The sequence below is a fragment of the Streptomyces sp. CB03238 genome, assembly GCF_002099185.1.
Lineage (GTDB): Bacteria > Actinomycetota > Actinomycetes > Streptomycetales > Streptomycetaceae > Streptomyces.
In genome coordinates, this window is record NZ_NBCN01000018.1 from 58137 (window position 1) to 76592 (window position 18456).

17 protein-coding genes and 1 riboswitch are annotated in these 18456 nt (G+C 71.4%); of the genes, 7 read left to right on the forward strand and 10 right to left on the reverse strand.

Annotated elements, in window-relative coordinates:
- The first annotated feature begins 59 nt into the window (after positions 1–59).
- Positions 60–995, forward strand: coding sequence for a hypothetical protein (locus BKD26_RS28350; RefSeq protein ID WP_084903867.1), 936 nt, complete (start codon positions 60–62; stop codon positions 993–995).
- A gap of 20 nt (positions 996–1015) precedes the next feature.
- Here BKD26_RS28350 and BKD26_RS28355 read toward each other — a convergent pair whose 3' ends face one another.
- The 4 genes from BKD26_RS28355 to BKD26_RS28370 form a co-directional block, all read right to left on the reverse strand.
- Positions 1016–1210 carry a hypothetical protein gene (locus BKD26_RS28355; protein WP_084903870.1) on the reverse strand — a complete coding sequence of 65 codons (195 nt, stop codon included), beginning with the start codon at positions 1208–1210 and terminating at the stop codon, positions 1016–1018.
- Positions 1211–1260: 50 nt separating this feature from the next.
- Positions 1261–1803, reverse strand: a complete 543-nt coding sequence (locus BKD26_RS28360) for an MOSC domain-containing protein (protein WP_084903873.1) — start codon at positions 1801–1803, stop codon at positions 1261–1263.
- 126 nt (positions 1804–1929) lie between these two features.
- Positions 1930–2112 carry a hypothetical protein gene (locus tag BKD26_RS28365; protein ID WP_073759351.1) on the reverse strand — a complete coding sequence of 61 codons (183 nt, stop codon included), beginning with the start codon at positions 2110–2112 and terminating at the stop codon, positions 1930–1932.
- A gap of 86 nt (positions 2113–2198) precedes the next feature.
- Complete coding sequence (locus BKD26_RS28370) at positions 2199–3296, reverse strand: acyl-CoA desaturase (protein ID WP_084903876.1); 1098 nt, start codon at positions 3294–3296, stop codon at positions 2199–2201.
- A gap of 259 nt (positions 3297–3555) precedes the next feature.
- Here BKD26_RS28370 and BKD26_RS28375 point away from each other — a divergent pair, with 259 nt between their 5' ends.
- On the forward strand, positions 3556–6522 hold the full coding sequence (locus BKD26_RS28375) for a DEAD/DEAH box helicase (RefSeq protein WP_241518888.1): 2967 nt from the start codon (positions 3556–3558) through the stop codon (positions 6520–6522).
- The gene (locus tag BKD26_RS28380; RefSeq protein ID WP_084903881.1) at positions 6519–7826 is read left to right on the forward strand and encodes an SWF or SNF family helicase; all 1308 of its coding nucleotides are present in this window, start codon (positions 6519–6521) and stop codon (positions 7824–7826) included. Before BKD26_RS28375 ends, BKD26_RS28380 begins: the two co-directional genes overlap by 4 nt.
- Positions 7827–7928: 102 nt before the next feature.
- On the opposite strand, the gene BKD26_RS28385 is transcribed toward BKD26_RS28380, so the two are convergent.
- Complete coding sequence (locus BKD26_RS28385; RefSeq protein WP_084904068.1) at positions 7929–8756, reverse strand: bifunctional 5,10-methylenetetrahydrofolate dehydrogenase/5,10-methenyltetrahydrofolate cyclohydrolase; 828 nt, start codon at positions 8754–8756, stop codon at positions 7929–7931.
- A gap of 52 nt (positions 8757–8808) precedes the next feature.
- A riboswitch (ZMP/ZTP riboswitch) is annotated at positions 8809–8897 on the reverse strand.
- Between the two features lie 119 nt (positions 8898–9016).
- On the opposite strand from BKD26_RS28385, the gene BKD26_RS28390 reads away from it, so the two are divergent.
- The 4 genes from BKD26_RS28390 (at position 9017) to BKD26_RS28405 (ending at position 13662) form a co-directional block, all read left to right on the forward strand.
- Positions 9017–10318 (forward strand): GAF domain-containing protein, encoded by a 1302-nt coding sequence (locus BKD26_RS28390; RefSeq protein ID WP_084904071.1) that lies wholly within the window; start codon positions 9017–9019, stop codon positions 10316–10318.
- Positions 10319–10367: 49 nt separating this feature from the next.
- Complete coding sequence (locus tag BKD26_RS28395) at positions 10368–11891, forward strand: aldehyde dehydrogenase family protein (protein WP_084903884.1); 1524 nt, start codon at positions 10368–10370, stop codon at positions 11889–11891.
- Positions 11892–11965: 74 nt separating this feature from the next.
- Positions 11966–12199, forward strand: a complete 234-nt coding sequence (locus tag BKD26_RS28400; protein WP_084903886.1) for a hypothetical protein — start codon at positions 11966–11968, stop codon at positions 12197–12199.
- A gap of 242 nt (positions 12200–12441) precedes the next feature.
- The gene (locus BKD26_RS28405) at positions 12442–13662 is read left to right on the forward strand and encodes a metallophosphoesterase (RefSeq protein ID WP_084903889.1); all 1221 of its coding nucleotides are present in this window, start codon (positions 12442–12444) and stop codon (positions 13660–13662) included.
- A 168-nt stretch (positions 13663–13830) separates the two neighbouring features.
- Here the strand turns inward: BKD26_RS28405 and BKD26_RS28410 are convergent, their stop codons facing one another.
- The 5 genes from BKD26_RS28410 to BKD26_RS28430 all read right to left on the reverse strand — a co-directional run bounded on the left by BKD26_RS28410 (position 13831) and on the right by BKD26_RS28430 (position 18258).
- Positions 13831–14787 (reverse strand): amino acid ABC transporter permease, encoded by a 957-nt coding sequence (locus BKD26_RS28410; RefSeq protein WP_084903891.1) that lies wholly within the window; start codon positions 14785–14787, stop codon positions 13831–13833.
- Positions 14784–15449, reverse strand: a complete 666-nt coding sequence (locus tag BKD26_RS28415; RefSeq protein WP_084903894.1) for an amino acid ABC transporter permease — start codon at positions 15447–15449, stop codon at positions 14784–14786. The genes BKD26_RS28410 and BKD26_RS28415 overlap by 4 nt, the downstream gene beginning before the upstream one ends.
- Before the next feature lie 75 nt (positions 15450–15524).
- A complete protein-coding gene (locus BKD26_RS28420) occupies positions 15525–16361 on the reverse strand; it encodes a glutamate ABC transporter substrate-binding protein (RefSeq protein WP_084903897.1) in 837 nt (278 codons plus the stop codon).
- 72 nt (positions 16362–16433) lie between these two features.
- Positions 16434–17162 carry an amino acid ABC transporter ATP-binding protein gene (locus BKD26_RS28425; RefSeq protein ID WP_179166741.1) on the reverse strand — a complete coding sequence of 243 codons (729 nt, stop codon included), beginning with the start codon at positions 17160–17162 and terminating at the stop codon, positions 16434–16436.
- 235 nt (positions 17163–17397) lie between these two features.
- The gene (locus tag BKD26_RS28430) at positions 17398–18258 is read right to left on the reverse strand and encodes a hypothetical protein (protein WP_084903901.1); all 861 of its coding nucleotides are present in this window, start codon (positions 18256–18258) and stop codon (positions 17398–17400) included.
- Positions 18259–18456: the final 198 nt, after the last annotated feature.

Sequence of the window (18456 nt, forward strand, 5' to 3'; positions counted from 1 at the left end):
GGGGTTACTCGCTGGTTAAGGTGCGCCGACGAACGTTGGGAGCGGGAGGGGAGGCGGCCATGGCCGGGGCGGAACCGGTGGGCGTCGGCGACGCGGAGGACGACGCACTGTACGTGCTGACCGCCGTGCTGCTGACACCCGCGCAGTACCCGAGCCTGCTCGGTGACGACTATCCCGAGGCGTGCGCGGCGCTCGGGCTGGAACCGTATGCCGAGGGGTACGGGCTGGTGCTCGGCCAGGATGGCGACGGCGCCCGGTGGACGGTCGTCATCGACGACGTGTCACTGGTCGCGGTGGCGATCGCCTCCTGGGACTGCGGCATGAAGTACGACCTGTCCCCCGACGAGCGCAGCGTCGTCGTTGCCCTGCCGGGCTGGCCACTGGCCCTCGCGGTCGCCGCGCCGCACGTGCCCGCGCCGCACGATCCCGAGACGGCGCCCGGCGAGCGGAAGCCGCTGACGCCGCCGGACCCCGGCGAATGGGGACCTGCCCAGCGCCGGATGGGCGCGGACGAGGTCGCCCTCCAGTGGATGGCCTGGCGTGATCAGCTCGGCGAGGACGACCTCGCCAAGCCGGCGGACGGCGACGGCGCCCGCGACGGCGATGCCTTGCCGGAACGGCAGGGCACGACCGGCGACCGGGCGCCCGAGGGACGGCCCTCCGAAGCGCAGCCCCCGGCCGGACAGGCGCCCGGTGCACCGGCATCCGGTGTCCCGGGGGACGACGGGCACGGCGCCTTGCGGCGCGTTCTGGCGGAGCTGCGTGGTTATCTGGAGGTGCCGCCCCCGCCCGGTCGGGTCCGGTCGGGTTTCGCCCCTGGTGGGGCGCGGACGCTACGGGCGGACGGGCCCGGCTGGTCCGTGGTGGCCAGGACGGACGACATCGCCTTCGTACTGCTGGACGAGTTGCCCCGCGAGGTGCTGCCGATCGGTCGCGGTCCGAACCTGCCCGCCCTGCTGGCCGCACTCGACGACATGGCGGTACGTCCGGCCTGACGAGCACGTCTGCCGTCCGCTCAGGCGGTGGGCTCCTCGGGGGCGCCGTCCTCGGGCGTGTCCTCTGCGGGTGTCCGCTCGGCTGTGTCGGCGTCCGGCTCCTCGGTCAGATCCGGGTCCCAGTGGTCGGGGCCGCTGCCGGCCTGCTCGTCGGGCAGGTCCCTCGGTACGCCAGGCCCCGCTTCGCCCGCGCCTTCGAACCGCTTGTCGTCCATGGTGTCTCCCTCCGGCGTTCCGCCAGGGCGGGTACCCACGGGCGCCCTGATCAGACCCGTTCGAGGGGGCGGTGCGGGCCTTCCGGGAACTCGACCTGCACCGCATCGCCCGGCCGTACCCGTCCCCCGTTCCGCACAATGCCCATGATCCCGGCCTTGCGGACGATGGCGCCCGCGTCGTCGCGGCCGACGACCTGCTTCAGCAGCCCGTCCTGGAAGGCGTCGATCTGCACACAGGGATTGCGCAGTCCCGTGACCTCGACGACCGCTTCCGTGCCTATGTGCAGCAGCGTGCCGGTGGGCAGGCCCAGCAGGTCGACGCCCTGGGTGGTGATGTTCTCCCCGAGATCGCCGGGGCGGACGGTGAAGCCCGCCTCTGCCACCTCCTCGAACAGCTCCTCATGGATGAGGTGCACCTGCCGGAGGTTGGGCTGTGTCGGGTCCTGTGCCATGCGGGACCGGTGCTTGACCGTCACGCCCGCGTGTACGTCACCCTCCACTCCGAGTCCGGCCAGCAGGGTGATCTCCGGCCGGTTCGGCTTGGTGAACGCATACTCCCCGTTGCTGCTGACCGCCGTGACCGTACTGCCCATGGCGACCCCCCTGTGTCGTACCGATGATCTGTCGTACCCATGATGCCCGGCGCCCATCATCCATGATCGCGCGCGGGTGACTCCGCCTGCCGGCCGCTCCCTGAAAAGCGTGCACCGGGCGGGCGATCAGCGGCCGAGCTCCTTGCGGCTGACGCGGCGCAGCCGACGCCGCTGGCTCGGGTCCAGTGCCAGGTAGGCGACGGCGGGAACGCCGATCAGCACCAGCAGGGACATCCAGAATCCGATCAACGGCCACAGGAGAAGGCCCACGGCCACTCCCCCGATGACGATCTTCGTCCTTGTCGACATGTTCGACGCCTCCTTCACGGCCGGCCACGGCCGCTTCCTTCTGTGTGAACGCGTGATCGAGCCCGCCGGTTCCCAGGATCCGCCGCTCAGGCCGTACGGAGCGGTGTGCCGACCTGGTGGAGGTGTCCCAGTGCCTGGCGGTACGAGTCGACCAGCCCGGTCTCCGTGTAGCGGATGCCCAGGGAGCGGCAGTGGGCACGGACCGCGGGCTGCGCGAGCCGCAGGTGGGGGCGCGGCATGCTGGGGAAGAGGTGGTGTTCGACCTGGTAGTTCAGGCCGCCCAAGAACCAGTCGGTCAGTGCCGCACCGCGGATGTTGCGGGAGGTGAGCACCTGGCGGCGCAGGTGGCCCCAGGGCTCGCCGTCCGGGTCGGGCACTTCCATGCCCTTGTGGTTGGGGGCGAAGGCCATGCCCAGGTGCAGGCCGAGCAGCATCTGGTGGATCAGCGCGAAGACGACCGCCTGGCCCACCGACATGGTGGTCAGCAGCAGGGTCACGTATCCGGCGACGTGGGCGAACAGCAGGCCGCCCTCGGTCAGGCGCTGGCGCGGGGTCTGGCGCGGCCCGTCCTTGGAGAACAGCGCCTGGAAGCCGTACACCTTCAGGGCGAGGCCTTCGAGCGTGGTCAGCGGGAAGAACAGCCAGGCCTGGTGGCGGGCCAGCCAGGCGCGGAAGCCGGTGCGCCCCACCGCCTGGTGCTGGTTGAAGACCAGGACGTCCGGAGCGACGTCCGGGTCCTTCTCCTCATGATTCGGATTCGCGTGGTGCCGGTTGTGCTTGTCGTTCCACCACTCCTGGCTCATGCCGAGCAGCAGATTGGCGTGCAGCAGCTGGATGAGGCGGTTCCTGCCCCTGTCGGCGCTGATCTGCGAGTGCCCGGCGTCGTGGCCGAAGAAGGCCGCCCGCGCGGACAGCACGGCCAGCGGGAGGGCGAGCAGCAGCGACCACCAGGAGTGCCCGAACAGCACCAGGCCGACGGCGACCGCCGTCAGGGCGAGCAGATTCGCGGTGATACCCCGTGCGTACCAGCCGGTGCGCCGCTCCAGCAGCCCCTGGTCCCTGACCGTACGGAGGAGGGGTGCGAACTCGCTGCGGGGGCCGCGCTTCTCCGGAGCGAGAGCGGGTGTGGGTGCGGGAGGGTGAGCGGGTGCGGGGATGGTGAGGGCAGAGGTGGCCTGTGACATGGCTTTCTCCGGGTCTGATAGGTCCCGTGCGCAGACGTGCGCCGACCTGATGAACGTACGGATGAGCGATCGCCCAGAGCCATGGCACCACCACCCCGAAACGGGGTGGGGCTTCCCAGGGTACTGGGGTGGTGCTGCCTGCACCCCGCCCGTGACGTGGGCTATGTCACGGCACATTCGCCCACGTCAGACAGGGGTCATCCGGTACCCTCGGCGCTTCGACTCCCTGCTAGTCAAATTTGAGGAATGCGTCAGCGCTGTGCACAGGCTTCCGGAAGCAACGTCCCACGAGACTCCCGATGTGTCCCAACTCGCCCGCTGCTCCACCGTCTTCCTGCCCGCCGATCCGCCCCGCACGGGACGCTTCGCGTTCCTGCTCGCCGACGGTGCCGAACCGCCCTCCGGTGACGGCCCCGGCTCCGGCTCCGGCTCCGTCGAGGAGTTGTCCGTCGTCGCCCCGGACGGGCGTCCGGCTCCCGTACGCGCGCTGATGTTGCCCGTACGGGACGCGTTGCCCGTCCTGACCCGCGCCGGGCGCGCCGTGGACGCCTCCCCCGCCACCGCGTTCTGGGGTGCCGCCACCCTGCTAGGTCTCCAACTCGTGGCACGCGGACTGCTGTTGCCGGGCCTCAGCGCCACCGACCACGACGCGTGGCGAGCCGGCCCGCTCGCCGCGGAGGACCTGGAGCGGGTGCGTACGCTCGCCGCCTCCATGCCGCCGGACGCCCACGCGGTACCCGTGGGCACCGCGGTGGACGGCATGCTCCTGCTGCCCGAGCCCGAGCGGCTGTTGCGGTCCTTCCTGGACGCGGTCGCCGACGCGCTGCCGCGCACGCCCGCGGCTCCGCTCGCGACCGGCGGCCCGGCCTTCGCGGCGTACGAGCCGCAGCACGTACCCGGGCAGCGGGCCTGGGCGGCGGACGTGGCGGCGGGCCACGACGCGGGCGTGCGGCTGTCGTTGCGCGTCGAGGTGCCCGGGCTGGACACGGCCCGGGACCCGGCCTTCCGCGCGGTGCTCCAGATGCACAGCGTCAGCGACCCCGCGCTCGTCGCCGACGCCGCCGACGTGTGGTCGGGCACGGCCGGGGACGGGTTCGGGCCGCGCGCCCGGATGGACGCGCTGCTCGCGCTGCGCCGCGCCGCCCGCGCATGGCCGCCGCTCGCCCCGCTGCTGTCCGCCTCCGTACCGGACGCCGTCGACCTGGCCGACGAGGAGGTCACCGAACTGCTGGGCGAGGCCGCGCGGGCGCTGGCCGCCACCGGCGTACAGGTGCACTGGCCCCGGCAGTTGGCCCGTTCGCTCACCGCGCGTGCCGTGATCGGGCCGCCGGACGAGGACCCGCACGGAGGTCTGCACGGGGGTCTGCACGGGGACGAGCACACGGAAGGCGACCGGCACGGCAGGCGCGGGTCGGGCCTGCCGTCGTTCCTGTCCGCCGACGCGCTCCTCGCCTTCAACTGGCGTTTCGCGCTGGGCGACCGGGAGCTGACCCGCGCGGAGCTGGACCGGCTCGCCGAGGCCGGGCGGCCCGTGGTGCGGCTGCGCGACCAGTGGGTGCTAGTCGACCCGGAGGAGGCCCGGCGCGCCCGGGACCACCAGGACCGCAAGGTCACCCCGATCGACGCGCTCGGCGCCGTACTGACCGGCACCACCGAGGTGGACGGCCACCAGGTCGACGTACAGCCGTCCGGGTGGCTCCAAGCGCTGCGCGACCGGCTCGCCGACCCCGAGGGCGGCCGGCCGGAAGCGGCCCGCCAGGAGATCGGGCAGCCCGCCGCCCTTGCCGCGACCCTACGCGACTACCAGTTGCGCGGTCTCAACTGGCTGCACCGGATGACCTCGCTCGGGCTCGGCGCCTGTCTCGCCGACGACATGGGCCTCGGCAAGACCATCACTCTCATCTCACTGCACCTGCACCGGCAGACGGACGTGTCAGCCGCCGGCCCCACCCTGGTCGTCTGCCCGACGTCCCTGATGGGCAACTGGCAGCGGGAGGTGGAGAGGTTCGCCCCGGGCACGCCCGTGCGCCGCTTCCACGGCTCGGGGCGGGACCTGGAGGGACTGGCGGACGGTGAGTTCGTCCTGACGACGTACGGGACGATGCGGCTCGACGCGGCCCGGCTCGCGCGGGTGGGCTGGGGCCTGGTGGTCGCCGACGAGGCGCAGCACGTCAAGAACCCGTACTCGGCGACCGCGAAGCAGCTGCGCGCCATCGGCGCCAAGGCGCGCGTGGCGCTGACCGGTACCCCCGTGGAGAACAACCTCTCCGAGCTGTGGGCCATCCTCGACTGGACGACACCGGGTCTGCTGGGCCGCCTGGGCACCTTCCGCAGCCGGTACGCGCAGGCCGTGGAGGGCGGTGCCGATCCGGCGGTCGCACGGCGACTGGCGGCCCTGGTACGGCCGTTCCTGCTGCGCCGCCGCAAGTCCGACCCGGGGATCGCCCCGGAGCTGCCGCCCAAGACGGAGACCGACCGGGCGGTGTCGCTCACCGCCGAACAGGCGGGCCTGTACGAAGCGGTCGTACGCGAGACCCTCACGGCGATCGCGGAGGCGGACGGGATGGAACGCCGGGGCCTCGTCGTCAAGCTGCTGACGGCGCTCAAGCAGATCTGCAACCACCCGGCGCAGTACCTCAAGGAGGAACGGCCGAGGATCGCCGACCGCTCCGGAAAACTGGAGCTGCTGGACGAGCTGCTCGACACCATCCTCGCCGAGGAGGCGAGCGTGCTGGTGTTCACTCAGTACGTGCAGATGGCGCGGCTGCTGGAGCAGCACCTGGCGGCCCGGGGCGTACGCACCCAGTTCCTGCACGGCGGCACTCCGGTCGCCGAGCGGGAGGCCATGGTGAACCGCTTCCAGGCCGGCGAGGTACCCGTCTTCCTGCTGTCGTTGAAGGCCGCGGGCACCGGCCTGAACCTGACCCGCGCGGGTCATGTCGTGCACTACGACCGCTGGTGGAACCCGGCCGTCGAGGCGCAGGCCACGGACCGGGCGTACCGCATCGGGCAGACCCAGCCCGTACAGGTCCACCGGCTGATCGCGGAAGGCACGATCGAGGACCGGATCGCGGGCATGCTGGCGCGCAAGAAGGAGCTGGCCGATTCCGTACTGGGCGCCGGCGAGGGCGACGCCGTGAGCGAGCTGACCGAACTGACCGACGCCGAACTGGCGGAACTGGTGGAACTGCGTGGAGTGCGAGAGGTGCGGGGGGACGCGCGATGAGTCGTGACGAGGACATGGAGCGTACGTTCGCGGCGCTGCCTCCCGCGGGGGGCGGGGGTTTCGCGCAGACCTGGTGGGGACGGGCATGGCTGAAGGCGCTGGAGGACACGGCGCTCGACCTCCAGCAGTTGAAGAAGGGTCGCAAGCAGGCCCGGGACGGTGCGGTGGGCGCGGTGTCGGTGCGGCCCGGGCGGATCACGGCGGTGGTGAAGGACCGGGACGGCACCGCGCAGCGCAGTGATGTGCTGTTGCAGGAGCTGACCGAGGAGGAGTGGGACCGGTTCCTGGACATGGCGGTGGACCGGGCGGGTCATATCGCCGCGCTCCTGGACCGGGACATGCCGCCGCACCTGGTGGAGGACGCGGCGGCGGCGGGCGTCGAGCTGCTGCCCGGTATCGGTGACCTGGAGCCCGAGTGCACGTGTGACGCGTGGGACCACTGTCCGCACACGACGGCGCTCTGCTACCAGGTGGCCCGGCTGCTGGACGAGGATCCCTTCGTGCTGCTGCTGATGCGGGGCCGCGGGGAGCGGCGGCTGCTGGACGAGTTGCAGGTGCGCAGTGTGGCGCGGGCGGGGAAGGCGGACCGGGCGGCCCGGGCCGTCCAGGACGGGCAGGAGACGGCCGCTCCCGGTCCCGAGGGGGTACGGGCGGACGAGGCGTTCGCCGCGGCGGGCATCCTCCCGCCGCTGCCCACGCCGCCCCCGCTGCCTGAGGCGCCCGGTGAGCCGCCGTCGCTGGACACCGAGGCCGGTCCCGCGCCGGGCGTCGACCCGGCCGCGCTGGAGCTGCTGGCGGCGGACACGGCGGCACGGGCGTACCGGATGCTGGCGGACGCGCTCGCCGACGGCCACGAGCACCGGCCCATGGAGGTGCCGTTGAGCGCGGACCAGGACGCCGTCCGGCTGGCCGCCTCCGGCGCAACGTGGGCGCCGGCCGCCCTGGACCGGCTCGCCGCCGGAACCGGCCGCCGGCGCGCCGGCCTGGAACCGGCCACGCGCGCGTGGCGGCTGGGCGGCGCGGAGGCCCTTGCCGTACTGGAGGAGCAGTGGACGCCCGAACCGGAGCTGCTGGCACGGGCCACCGCGCAGCTCGCCGCCGCCTGGGAGGACGGTGAACGCCCGTCGCTGCGGGCGGACCGCCCGGGCCGCTGGACGGTGGCGGGCGCGGACGTACAGGTCCGGTTGGACCGCGACGGCCGCTGGTGGCCGTACCGCAAGGAGTCCGGGCGCTGGACACCGGCGGGCCCGCCCGGCCCCGACCCGGCCGCCGCCCTCGCCGGAGCGCCGGCGGACGACGCCTGACACCCGGGCGTCCCTTGACGCCCCGGCAGCCGGAACGCCCCTCCCGCGGGGCGCCGGCCCCGGGGGCGGGGCCCGGCTCCGGCCTGACCCCGACGCCGGGGGCTACGCGAGCTGCCGCTCCGCCGCGTCGACGGTCTGGGCGAGCAGCACCGCGATGGTCATCGGTCCGACGCCGCCCGGCACCGGCGTGATCAGGCTCGCGCGGGCGGCCGCGGTCTCGAAGTCGACGTCGCCGACGTTGCCGGGGTTGTAGCCCGCGTCGATGACGACGGCGCCGGGCTTGATGTCCTCGCCCTTGATGAACCGGGGCCGCCCGACCGCGGCGACCACGATGTCGGCCTCCCGTACGGCTGCCGCGAGATCGGCGGTGTACGAGTGGCAGTACGTCACCGTCGCGTTCCGCGCCAGCAGCAGCATCCCGGCGGGCTTGCCGAGGATGGCGCTGCGGCCGACGACGACGGCCCGCTTGCCGGCCGGGTCGACGTCGTACGCGTCGAGCAGCCGCATGATGCCGCCGGGCGTGCAGGAGACGAAGCCGGGCAGGCCGAAGCTCATCGTGGCGAAGGAGCTGAACGTCACGCCGTCGACGTCCTTCTCGGGGGCGATGGCCTCGAAGGCGGCCCGCTCGTCGATCCCGGGGCCGACCGGGTGCTGGAGCAGGATGCCGTGCACCTCGGGGTCGCGGGACAAACCCTCGAGGGTGGCGACCAGTTCGGCGGTGGTCGTCGTGGCGGGCAGCTCGATGTGGCGGGAGCGGATACCGGCCTTCTCGCAGCGGGCGCGCTTCATCTTCACGTAGGTCACGGAGGCCGGGTCCTCGCCGACCAGGACGGTGGCGAGGCAGGGCTGCGTGCCGGTGCGGGCGGTGAGGCCGGCGGCGCGGGCGGCGGTCTGCTCGACGAGGCGGCGGGCGAGGCCGCTGCCGTCCATGAGGCGTGCGGTGGCAGGGGTGGTGGACACGGGAACTCCCGGGCGTTCGTCAGTGGATCGCCCAGGCGCGCGGCAGTGGCGTCGGTCCGCCGGGCCGCTCCCCGGTGGTACTCCACCCAAGCGCCAGTCACGGCCCGGCGCCCACTCTACGGGACGGTTCTCGGCCGCCTCCTATGAGCCCGGTCGAAGGCCCGCTTGTGGGGGCCGGTCGGCGCGGCGACGATGGCACGGGCGCGGACGACCTCAATGGGGAGGGCGATGTGAACGACCCCTGGGTGGCCTTGGAGCGGGGCGCGGATCCCGTGGAGCGGGCGAGGGCGCTGCGCCGGGCGCACGAGGCGTTCACGGCGGGCGGCGGCCGGCCGCGGGAGCCGGTGCGGCCGGTGGTACGGCCGGTGGTGGCCGATTCGTGGCGGCGTTCGGCGCGGGCCCGGGTGTGTCCGGACGGGAACGCGTGCGTGGAGCTGGACGAGGAGGAGTTGGCGGCGTACCGGGAGGGGCATCCGCTGGCGGCCGTGATGCCGGTGGTACGGGAGTTGATGGGCGCGTACGCGGCGGACGGGGAGCACCTGGTCGCGGTCTGCGACACATATGGGCGGCTGCTGTGGGTGGAGGGGCACCCGGGGGCGCTGCGCCGCGCGGGCCGGATGAACTTCGTGGCGGGCGCGCGGTGGGCCGAGTCGGCGGCCGGGACGAACGCCCCCGGTACGGCGATCGCCGTCGACCGGCCGGTCCAGGTCTTCGCCGCCGAGCACTTCCGGCGGCCGGTGCAGGCCTGGACGTGCGCGGCGGCGCCGGTGCACGACCCGCGTACCGGGCGGGTGCTGGGGGCGGTGGACATCACGGGCGGGGACGGGCTGGCGCATCCGCACAGCCTGGCGTTCGTGCAGGCGGTGGCGCGGGCGGCGGAGTCGCAGCTCGCGCTGCTGGAGCGGCCGCCCGGGGCCGGCGACCGGCTGGGGCTGACGGCGCTGGGCCGGGACGAGGCGGTGCTGGTGGCGGGCGGGCGGCGGACGCGCCTGAGCCGCCGGCACAGCGAGATCCTGGTGGTGCTCGCCCACCACCCGCAGGGCATGGGCGGCGAGGAGCTGCTGGCGGCTCTGTACGACGACGAGTCGGTCACCCCGGTCACGCTGCGCGCCGAACTGTCCCGGCTGCGCGCCCTGCTGGGGCCCGGCGTGCTGCGCTCGCGCCCGTACCGGCTGGCGGCGCCGGTCGACGCGGACTTCGACGCCGTGGGCCGCAGGCTGGCCTCCGGTGCGGTCGCCTCGGCGCTGGGCGGGTACGCCGGGCCGCTGCTGCCCGGCTCGTGCGCGCCCGCGGTGACGCGGCTGCGGCGGCGGCTGGCCGACGAGCTGCGCGCCGCGCTCATCGCACGCGGCGACCCGGCGCTCCTCGCCGACTGGGCGCACAGCCCCTGGGGGGAGGACGACCTGGAGGTGTGGCGGGCGCTGGCGGGCGCCGTACCGCCGGGTCGCCTCGCCCCCGTACAGGCGCGCCTTCAGGCCCTCAATGCGGAACTGGGGGCCGGCGCAACGCGGTTGCAACGTCCGCGTCCCTAGCCTCGCCGCGAGCACCCGTCCATGGTGCAGCCCCAGGGAGGCCCCGCAGATGACCCGTTACGCAGCGCCCGGCACCGAGGGTGCGATCGTCTCGTACGAGTCCCGCTACGACCACTGGATCGGCGGCGACCATGTGCCGCCCGCCCGAGGCCAGTACTTCGAGAACCCCAGCCCGGTCAATGGCCGCCCCTTCACCGAGATCGCCCGCGGTACCGCCGAGGACGTCGAACGCGCCCTGGACGCGGCGCACGCGGCGGCGCCCGCGTGGGGCCGTACGGCGCCGACCGAGCGGGCGGCCGTCCTGCTGCGGATCGCCGACCGGGTGGAGGCGAACCTGGAGCGGCTGGCCGTCGCGGAAAGCTGGGAGAACGGCAAGCCGGTCCGCGAGACGCTCGCCGCCGACCTGCCGCTGGCAGTCGACCACCTCCGCTACTTCGCGGGCGCGCTGCGCGCCCAGGAGGGCTCGCTGAGCGAGATCGACGACGACACCGTCGCGTACCACTTCCACGAGCCGCTCGGTGTCGTGGCGCAGATCATCCCGTGGAACTTCCCGATCCTGATGGCGGTCTGGAAGCTGGCCCCGGCGCTCGCCGCGGGCAACGCGGTCGTCCTCAAGCCGGCCGAGCAGACCCCGGCGTCCATCCACGTCCTGATGGACCTGGTCGCCGACCTGCTGCCGCCGGGCGTGGTGAACATCGTCAACGGCTTCGGTGTGGAGGCCGGCAAACCGCTCGCCTCCAGCCCGCGCGTGGCCAAGATCGCCTTCACCGGCGAGACGACCACAGGGCGGCTGATCATGCAGTACGCCTCCGAGAACATCAAACCGGTCACCCTGGAACTGGGCGGCAAGTCGCCGAACATCTTCTTCGACGACGTATGGGCGACGGACGACGACTTCCGCGACAAGGCCCTGGAGGGCTTCACCATGTTCGCCCTCAACCAGGGCGAGGTGTGCACCTGCCCGTCACGCGCACTGATCCAGCGCGGCCACTACAGCGAGTTCCTGGAGGCCGCCGTCGCCCGTACCGAACGCATCGTGCCCGGCCACCCGCTGGACACGGACACGATGATCGGCGCCCAGGCGTCCAACGACCAGCTCCAGAAGATCCTCTCGTACCTCGACATCGGCCAGCGGGAAGGCGCCAAAATCCTGACAGGTGGTCAGCGCATCGAGTACGACGGCGAACTGGCCGGCGGCTTCTACGTCCAGCCGACCATCTTCGAGGGCGACAACCGTATGCGGATCTTCCAGGAGGAGATCTTCGGGCCGGTCGTCGCGGTCACGTCGTTCACCGACTTCGACGACGCCGTCTCGACGGCCAACGACACCCTGTACGGCCTCGGCGCCGGCGTCTGGACCCGCGACATCACCACCGCGTACCGCGCCGGACGCGCCATCCAGGCGGGCCGGGTCTGGACGAACTGCTACCACGCGTATCCGGCGCACGCGGCGTTCGGTGGCTACAAGCAGTCGGGCATCGGACGCGAGGGGCACAAGATGATGCTGGACCACTACCAGCAGACGAAGAACATTCTTTGTTCCTACAGCCCTCAGAAGCTTGGCTTCTTCTAGAGCCTGAAGTCGGGTTGCCTGGAGGCGTCGTTGCGTTCCAGGCAACCCGACACGGTGGGTACCCACTGTGATAGTTGGGTTCCTCGAGTTCCTGTCTGGAACCGCCGCAGTACGTCGATGAAGACCTCATCGAGGAGCTGGAGGCCAAGCAGGGCCAGACCCGGCTCAGTCCGGACAAGCTCTTGCAGCTCGTCCGTGAGCTGAACGCCTGTTTCCGGGGCGGTCACGCCTACGCCTGTCACGCCCTGGTGCGGGCCATCATCGACCTGAACGCCCTGTTGCGGGAGTGCATTGACCGGCTTCAGTGAGGCCGACACTCGCCATCATCGGCTTAGGCCATCGTCCCGCCGGCGCGCGCTCCACTGGTGGCAGTACCCAGCCGGGGCAGTAGCGGCCTGATCGCGGCTCATGCCAAGGAAGGTATCTGTGGCAGAGTCTTGCCATCCCGCAGAGAACCCTTCGCCCCAAGGGTCCATGAACGCCGGTCCGGCCGGCCCGAGGGCGACCGGATACAGTGCGCGAGACGGCAGCCTGGTCAGAGAGGGGAAGCGTGACCGACACCAGCAACACCCGACCCGCCGACAGCGAAGCGCAAACTCCGCGGCAGAGCCGACTTCACCGCCTGATGCGCTACATCCCCCTGATCGCCCCCGTACTTCTGTGGACCGTGCCCTGCTGGGTGCTCCTGTACACCGGCCAGCACTGGCCGCTGCCCGTCACGCTGGTCGGCACCGTCCTGTTCGTCCTCGGCCTCGTCGGTATGCCGCTCGCGATGGTGCGCGGCCACGGCCGGCGTCAACAGGACCGGGCGGCGATCGTCGGCGACACCCTGCTGGGCACGAGCTGGGTTCTGTTCACCTGGTCCGTTCTGCTCGGCGTCTTCTTGCGGCTCACCCTGGCCGTGGCCGGCGTCGGCGAGAGTCAGGACCGGGCCCGAATCGTCACGTGGGCCGTCCTCGGCGTAACCGCCGTGCTGCTCGCCTGGGGGTACGCCGAGGCACGCCGCGTGCCACGCGTGCGCCGACTCGACGTGCAACTCCCGCGGCTGGGTGCCGGATTGGACGGCATCCGCGTCGTCCTCATCACCGACACCCACTACGGCCCACTCGATCGCGCCCGCTGGTCGGCACGGGTGTGCGAGACGGTGAACACTCTGGAAGCCGACCTGGTCTGCCACACCGGCGACATCGCGGACGGCACGGCCGAACGCCGCCGCACCCAAGCCGCCCCACTCGGCACCGTGCGGGCCACCAGGGCCCGGGTCTACGTCACCGGCAACCACGAGTACTACAGCGAGGCGCAGGGCTGGGTCGACCTGATGGACGAGCTGGGCTGGGAGCCGTTGCGCAACCGACATCTGCTGCTCGAACGCGGAGGCGACACCCTCGTGGTCGCCGGCGTGGACGACGTCACCGCCGAGTCCTCCGGGCTGGCAGGCCACCGTGCCCACCTCGCCGGAGCCTTGAACGGTGCCGACCCCGACCTACCCGTCCTGCTCTTGGCACACCAGCCCAAGTTCATCGACCGGGCAGCAGCAGCCGGCATCGACCTCCAACTCTCCGGTCACACCCATGGCGGCCAGATTTGGCCCTTCCACCACCTGGTCCGCATCGACCAGCCCGCCCTCGCCGGCCTCAGCCACCACGGCCCCCGCACCCTCCTCTACACCAGCCGCGGCACCGGCTTCTGGGGACCCCCGTTCCGCGTTTTCGCCCCTAGCGAGATCACCCTGCTCGTGCTCCGCTCACCGCACCTGCCCATCTCGATGTAGCACTCGACGGGCCGACACATCCACGGCGAGCACGTCGTCGAGTTCGCGCAGGGGCACCCTGACCGCTCGGTCGATGACCTGCCCCATACGTAGCAGGTGGCTCGCGATGGTCCTCAGCCGTACGGCCGGCGACCCGGACGAGGGCCTGACCCTGGTGCGGCTGTACGGCTACTTCTCCTCGCCGTTCCGCTCGGCCTTGCCGCCCGGCGCGCGCCTGCCCGCTCCGCCGTGCTCATCCGGGACGACGTGCTCGCCCGGTGTCGCGAGCTCCGCGACCGCGTCGGCGCCGACCACCGCGCCGGTGGACTTCTTGCCGCGGCGTAGCCTGCCCTCCAGCCAGCTCGCGAAGGTGGTGAGCAGGAAGTTCAGCACGACGAAGATCAAGGCCACGACGGTGAAGCTGGCGATGGTGTTCGCGCCGTAGTTGGCGCTCATGGGGCGGACCGATGCCAGCAGTTCGGAGAATCCCAGGAGCGCGCCGCCGAGCGCGGTGTCCTTCACGATGACCACGAGCTGACTGACGAGCGCCGGCAGCATCGCCGTGACCGACTGCGGCAGCAGGACGTACGTCATGGTCTGGCCCTTGCGCATGCCGATCGCCTTGGCCGCGTCGGTCTGGCCGCGGGGCAGGGACAGGATTCCGGCTCGTACCACCTCGGCCAGAACCGAGGCGTTGTAGAGGACGAGACCGGTGACCACGGCGTACAGCGGCCGATTCTCGGGGCTGATGTTGGTGAACTCCGCGTACGCCGCATTGGCGAAAAGCATCAGGATCAGCACCGGGATGGCGCGGAAGAACTCCACGACGGTCCCGCCGAGCCCGCGTACCCACCAGTGGTCGGAGAGCCGGGCGATCCCGAAGAGCGCTCCGAGGGGCAACGCGATGACCATGGCGAGCGAGGCGGCGATGAGCGTGTTCTCGAGTCCCGGAAGGAGGAAGGTGCTCCAGGCCCGGGCGTCGGTGACGAACGGCTCCCACTTGACCCATTCGAGCTGGCCCTTGTCGGCCAGAGCCCGGCCCACCCACCAGATCAGCGCGGCGAGGGCGACCAGGAACACCACGGCGTACAGGACGTTGCGCCGCTTGGCACGGGGGCCCGGGGCGTCGTAGAGGACGGAGGTCATCGCTTCACCGCCACCTTCTTGCTCACCCAGCCGAGAATCAGCCCGGTCGGGAGCGTGAGGCAGATGAACCCGAAGGCGAAGAGCGCCGAGATCAGGATGAGCTGTGCCTCGTTCTCGATCATTTCGCCCATCAGCAGCGCTGCTTCGGCGACCCCGATAGCGGCGGCCACCGTGGTGTTCTTGGTCAGTGCGATCAGTACGTTCGTCAGCGGGCCCACCACCGAGCGGAAGGCCTGCGGGAGGACGATCAGCCTCAGGGTCTGGGTGAACGGCAGTCCGATGGCCCGTGCCGCCTCCACCTGGCCGATGGCCACGGTGTTGATGCCGGACCGCAGCGCCTCGCAGACGAACGCGGAGGTGTAGACGATCAGGCCGAGCACGGCGAGCCGGAAGTTGATGGTCTTGAAGTCGTCCGCGCCGAGGGTGACGTTGAGCGTCTGGAAGAGGCCCAGCGACGTGAAGACGATGATCACCGTCAGGGGGATGTTCCGCACGATGTTGACGTACGCGGTACCGAAGCCTCGCATCAGGAGCACTGGGCTGACCCGCATCGCGGCCAGCAGGGTTCCCCAGACCAAGGAGCCGATGGCGGAGTAGACGGTGAGCTGGACCGTCACCCAGAAGGCGCCCAGCAGGTCGTAGCCCTCAAGAAAGTCGAACACGATCTCCCGCCCTTTCGCGCGCGGGGACGGCTCGGCGCGCCACCCTCAGCGGCGGCGCGCCGTGCCGGTCCTGCTTCACTTGACGATGTTGCCGATCTTCGGTGCGGGCTCGTTCTTGTAGTTCGCCGGGCCGAAGTTCTTCTTCACTGCCTCGTCCCAGGAACCGTCCGAGACCATCTTTTCGAGCGCAGTGTTGATCTTGTTCTTCAGGTCACTGCCCTTCTGGACACCGATGCCGTAGTTCTCGTTGCTGAGCTTGAAACCGCCGAGCTTGAACTTGCCCTGGTGCTCCGGTTGCGCGGCGTAACCGGCGAGGATCGAGTCATCGGTGGTCAGGGCATCGACAGCCTTGTTCTCCAGGCCGGTCAGGCACTCGGAGTAACCGCCGTACTCCTGGAGCTGGGCCCTGGGGGCGATCCTGTCCTTGACGTTCTGTGCGGACGTGGACCCGGTGACCGAGCAGAGCTTCTTGTTGTTCAGGTCCTCGGGCCGCTTGATGGTGTTGTCGTCCGCACGGACGAGGACGTCCTGGTGCGCCAGGAGGTAGGGGCCGGCGAAGTCGACCTTCTTCGCACGCTCGTCGTTGATCGAGTACGTGGCCGCGATGAAGTCGACGTCGCCGCGCTGCAACAGCGTCTCGCGGTCCGCGCTCTTGGCTTCCTTCCATTCGATGTCGCCGGGCTCGAATCCGAGCTCCTTGGCCACATAGGTCGCCACGTCGATGTCGAAGCCCGTGTACTTGCCGTCCGGCGTCTTCAGGCCGAGGCCCGGCTGATCGAACTTGATGCCGACGGTGATCTTGTCGCCACCGTTACCCGCACCACCGCCGCCATCGTCGCCGCCGCATGCGGCGGCGGTGAGGGACAGCGCGACTGCGGCGGTGGCCGCGACGGCGGCCTTCAGAGGTTTCATGGTGATCATCCCTGCGGATTACTGTGTGGGGGGTGGGACTGCGGGGCCGGACCGGTTCCTCACCGGGCCGGCTCAGTGGTGAAGGATCTTCGACAGGAAGTCCTTGGCGCGATCGGTCCGTGGGTTGCTGAAGAACTGGTCGGGCGTCGTCTCCTCCACGATCCTGCCGTCCGCCATGAAGACCACGCGGTTCGCGGCCGAACGCGCGAAACCCATCTCATGGGTGACGACGGCCATCGTCATGCCCTCACGGGCGAGCTGCTGCATGACCTCCAGTACCTCGTTGATCATCTCGGGATCGAGTGCCGAGGTCGGCTCGTCGAAAAGCATGATCTTGGGTTCCATGGCCAGCGCCCTGGCGATGGCCACGCGCTGCTGCTGGCCACCGGAGAGCTGAGCAGGGTACTTGTCCGCCTGGGAGGCCACGCCGACCCGGTCGAGGAGTGCGCGCGCCCGCTCCTCGGCAGCGTGCTTGTCCTTCTTGCGGACCTTGATCTGCCCGAGCGTCACGTTCTGGAGCACGGTCTTGTGTGCGAAGAGGTTGAACGACTGGAAGACCATCCCCACATCGGCACGCAGTGCGGCCAGCTCACGGCCCTCGGCGGGCAGCGGCTTGCCGTCGATGGCGATCTCTCCCGTGTCGATCGTCTCCAGCCGGTTGATGGCTCGGCACAGGGTGGACTTGCCACCGCCGGACGGCCCGATGACGACGACCACCTCGCCGCGGGCAATGCTCAGGTTGATGTCCTTCAGCACGTGCAACGCGCCGAAGTGCTTGTTGACGTTGCTCAGCACCACCAGGTCGCCGTGCGTGCCCGGCGTCTCATGTGTCTTGACCACGGCTGCTCCCTCATCGGCTTCATCCTCCATCCACCTCCGGTCCGTCGCACGCCGAGACCGGCGCGGGGAGGGGATGGGCGGCCGGGACGCCGCACCAGTGGCAGACCGCCCCGTTTCCGCCGGGAGCGGCCGGCGGATCATCGTGCCGGTGGAGGATTCCGCGGGGTCGCGGAGGGCAGTAAGGGCCGCGGGCGGGTCAGCGAGTGCGTACCGCTGTGACCGTGAAGCGTTCGACCTCCGCGATGTGTCCACCGGTCGTCGCGACGACGGTCAGCACAGGGTCGGTGGCGCCGGTGAAGGACACGGTCAAGGACCAGGGCTGGCCCGTGCCGCCGCCCGGGGTGCAGCACGACGAGCCGAGTGGCGCCTCGGACGACGGCTGGCGCACCTGTACGCGGATCGATTCGTCCACGCCCGAGATCCGACCGCCGGTCCGCAGCGGGGAGAGCGCGAACGATCCGTACGCCGGCCTGGTGAGGGAGAAGTGCGTGTCATCGGTTCCCACGACCTCCCACGGGGCGTCCGGGCCGGTGCCGTACCGCACGAGGTGGACGACCGCCGCGGTACCCGTGGTCTCGGGGCCGCTCAGCCCGACGCCGATACGGGCGTGCAGAGCGCTGACCGTGCGCTTGGTGATGCGGTCGATCTCATGGAAGCCCAGGTAGTTCCGTGTGAACGCCAGTGCCGTCTGCTCAGGGCTGAGATGCCAGGGCTGGTGGCCGCCGGACCGGTATTCCCGCTGCCAGGCCCGAGCTTGGTCGAGTGACGTGAACGGCCACAGAGGCTGCAAGCGGCCCACGCCGATCAGCGGCGCGCTCGTGCCGGGGGCGGGCATCGTCGGAGGCGGGGTGCTCGGTGCCGGTTTCGGCGACGACGGTGACGGTGCCGGAGCAGAGGTGCTCGGTATGGATGTTCCGGGCGCGGGTGTGCTCGTGGTGGTCCCGGTGGACGGGGACGTCGGCGCGCCCCGGGAGCCGTCGGAACCGCTGCAGGCGGTGAGGGCCAGGACGGCCGCCGCCGCGGCGGCAAGGAGCCGGAAGGGGAGCCGGATGTTCATTGATGCCCCAGAGAACACGTACCGACCGTCGGTACTGCTCGGTGGCCATGGTGCCACCAGCGCGTTCCGCTTCACAGACCCTGGCGGGACGAACCCCACACCATGCACACCATGTGCCGGACCGGCCCGGCCGGCCGCCTCGTCGGTGGTGCGACCCGCCCCACCAACGCTCCAGGGCCCGCCCGCTCAGCGATCTGG

Coding starts and splice junctions, on each gene's coding strand:
- BKD26_RS28370 (WP_084903876.1), bottom strand. CDS start 3,296: ATGTCACAGGCCACCTCTGCCCTCACCATCCCCGCACCCGCTCACCCT.
- BKD26_RS28380 (WP_084903881.1), top strand. CDS start 6,519: ATGAGTCGTGACGAGGACATGGAGCGTACGTTCGCGGCGCTGCCTCCC.
- BKD26_RS28365 (WP_073759351.1), bottom strand. CDS start 2,112: ATGTCGACAAGGACGAAGATCGTCATCGGGGGAGTGGCCGTGGGCCTT.
- BKD26_RS28430 (WP_084903901.1), bottom strand. CDS start 18,258: ATGAACATCCGGCTCCCCTTCCGGCTCCTTGCCGCCGCGGCGGCGGCC.
- BKD26_RS28420 (WP_084903897.1), bottom strand. CDS start 16,361: ATGAAACCTCTGAAGGCCGCCGTCGCGGCCACCGCCGCAGTCGCGCTG.
- BKD26_RS28410 (WP_084903891.1), bottom strand. CDS start 14,787: ATGACCTCCGTCCTCTACGACGCCCCGGGCCCCCGTGCCAAGCGGCGC.
- BKD26_RS28360 (WP_084903873.1), bottom strand. CDS start 1,803: ATGGGCAGTACGGTCACGGCGGTCAGCAGCAACGGGGAGTATGCGTTC.
- BKD26_RS28355 (WP_084903870.1), bottom strand. CDS start 1,210: ATGGACGACAAGCGGTTCGAAGGCGCGGGCGAAGCGGGGCCTGGCGTA.
- BKD26_RS28395 (WP_084903884.1), top strand. CDS start 10,368: ATGACCCGTTACGCAGCGCCCGGCACCGAGGGTGCGATCGTCTCGTAC.
- BKD26_RS28385 (WP_084904068.1), bottom strand. CDS start 8,756: ATGGACGGCAGCGGCCTCGCCCGCCGCCTCGTCGAGCAGACCGCCGCC.
- BKD26_RS28350 (WP_084903867.1), top strand. CDS start 60: ATGGCCGGGGCGGAACCGGTGGGCGTCGGCGACGCGGAGGACGACGCA.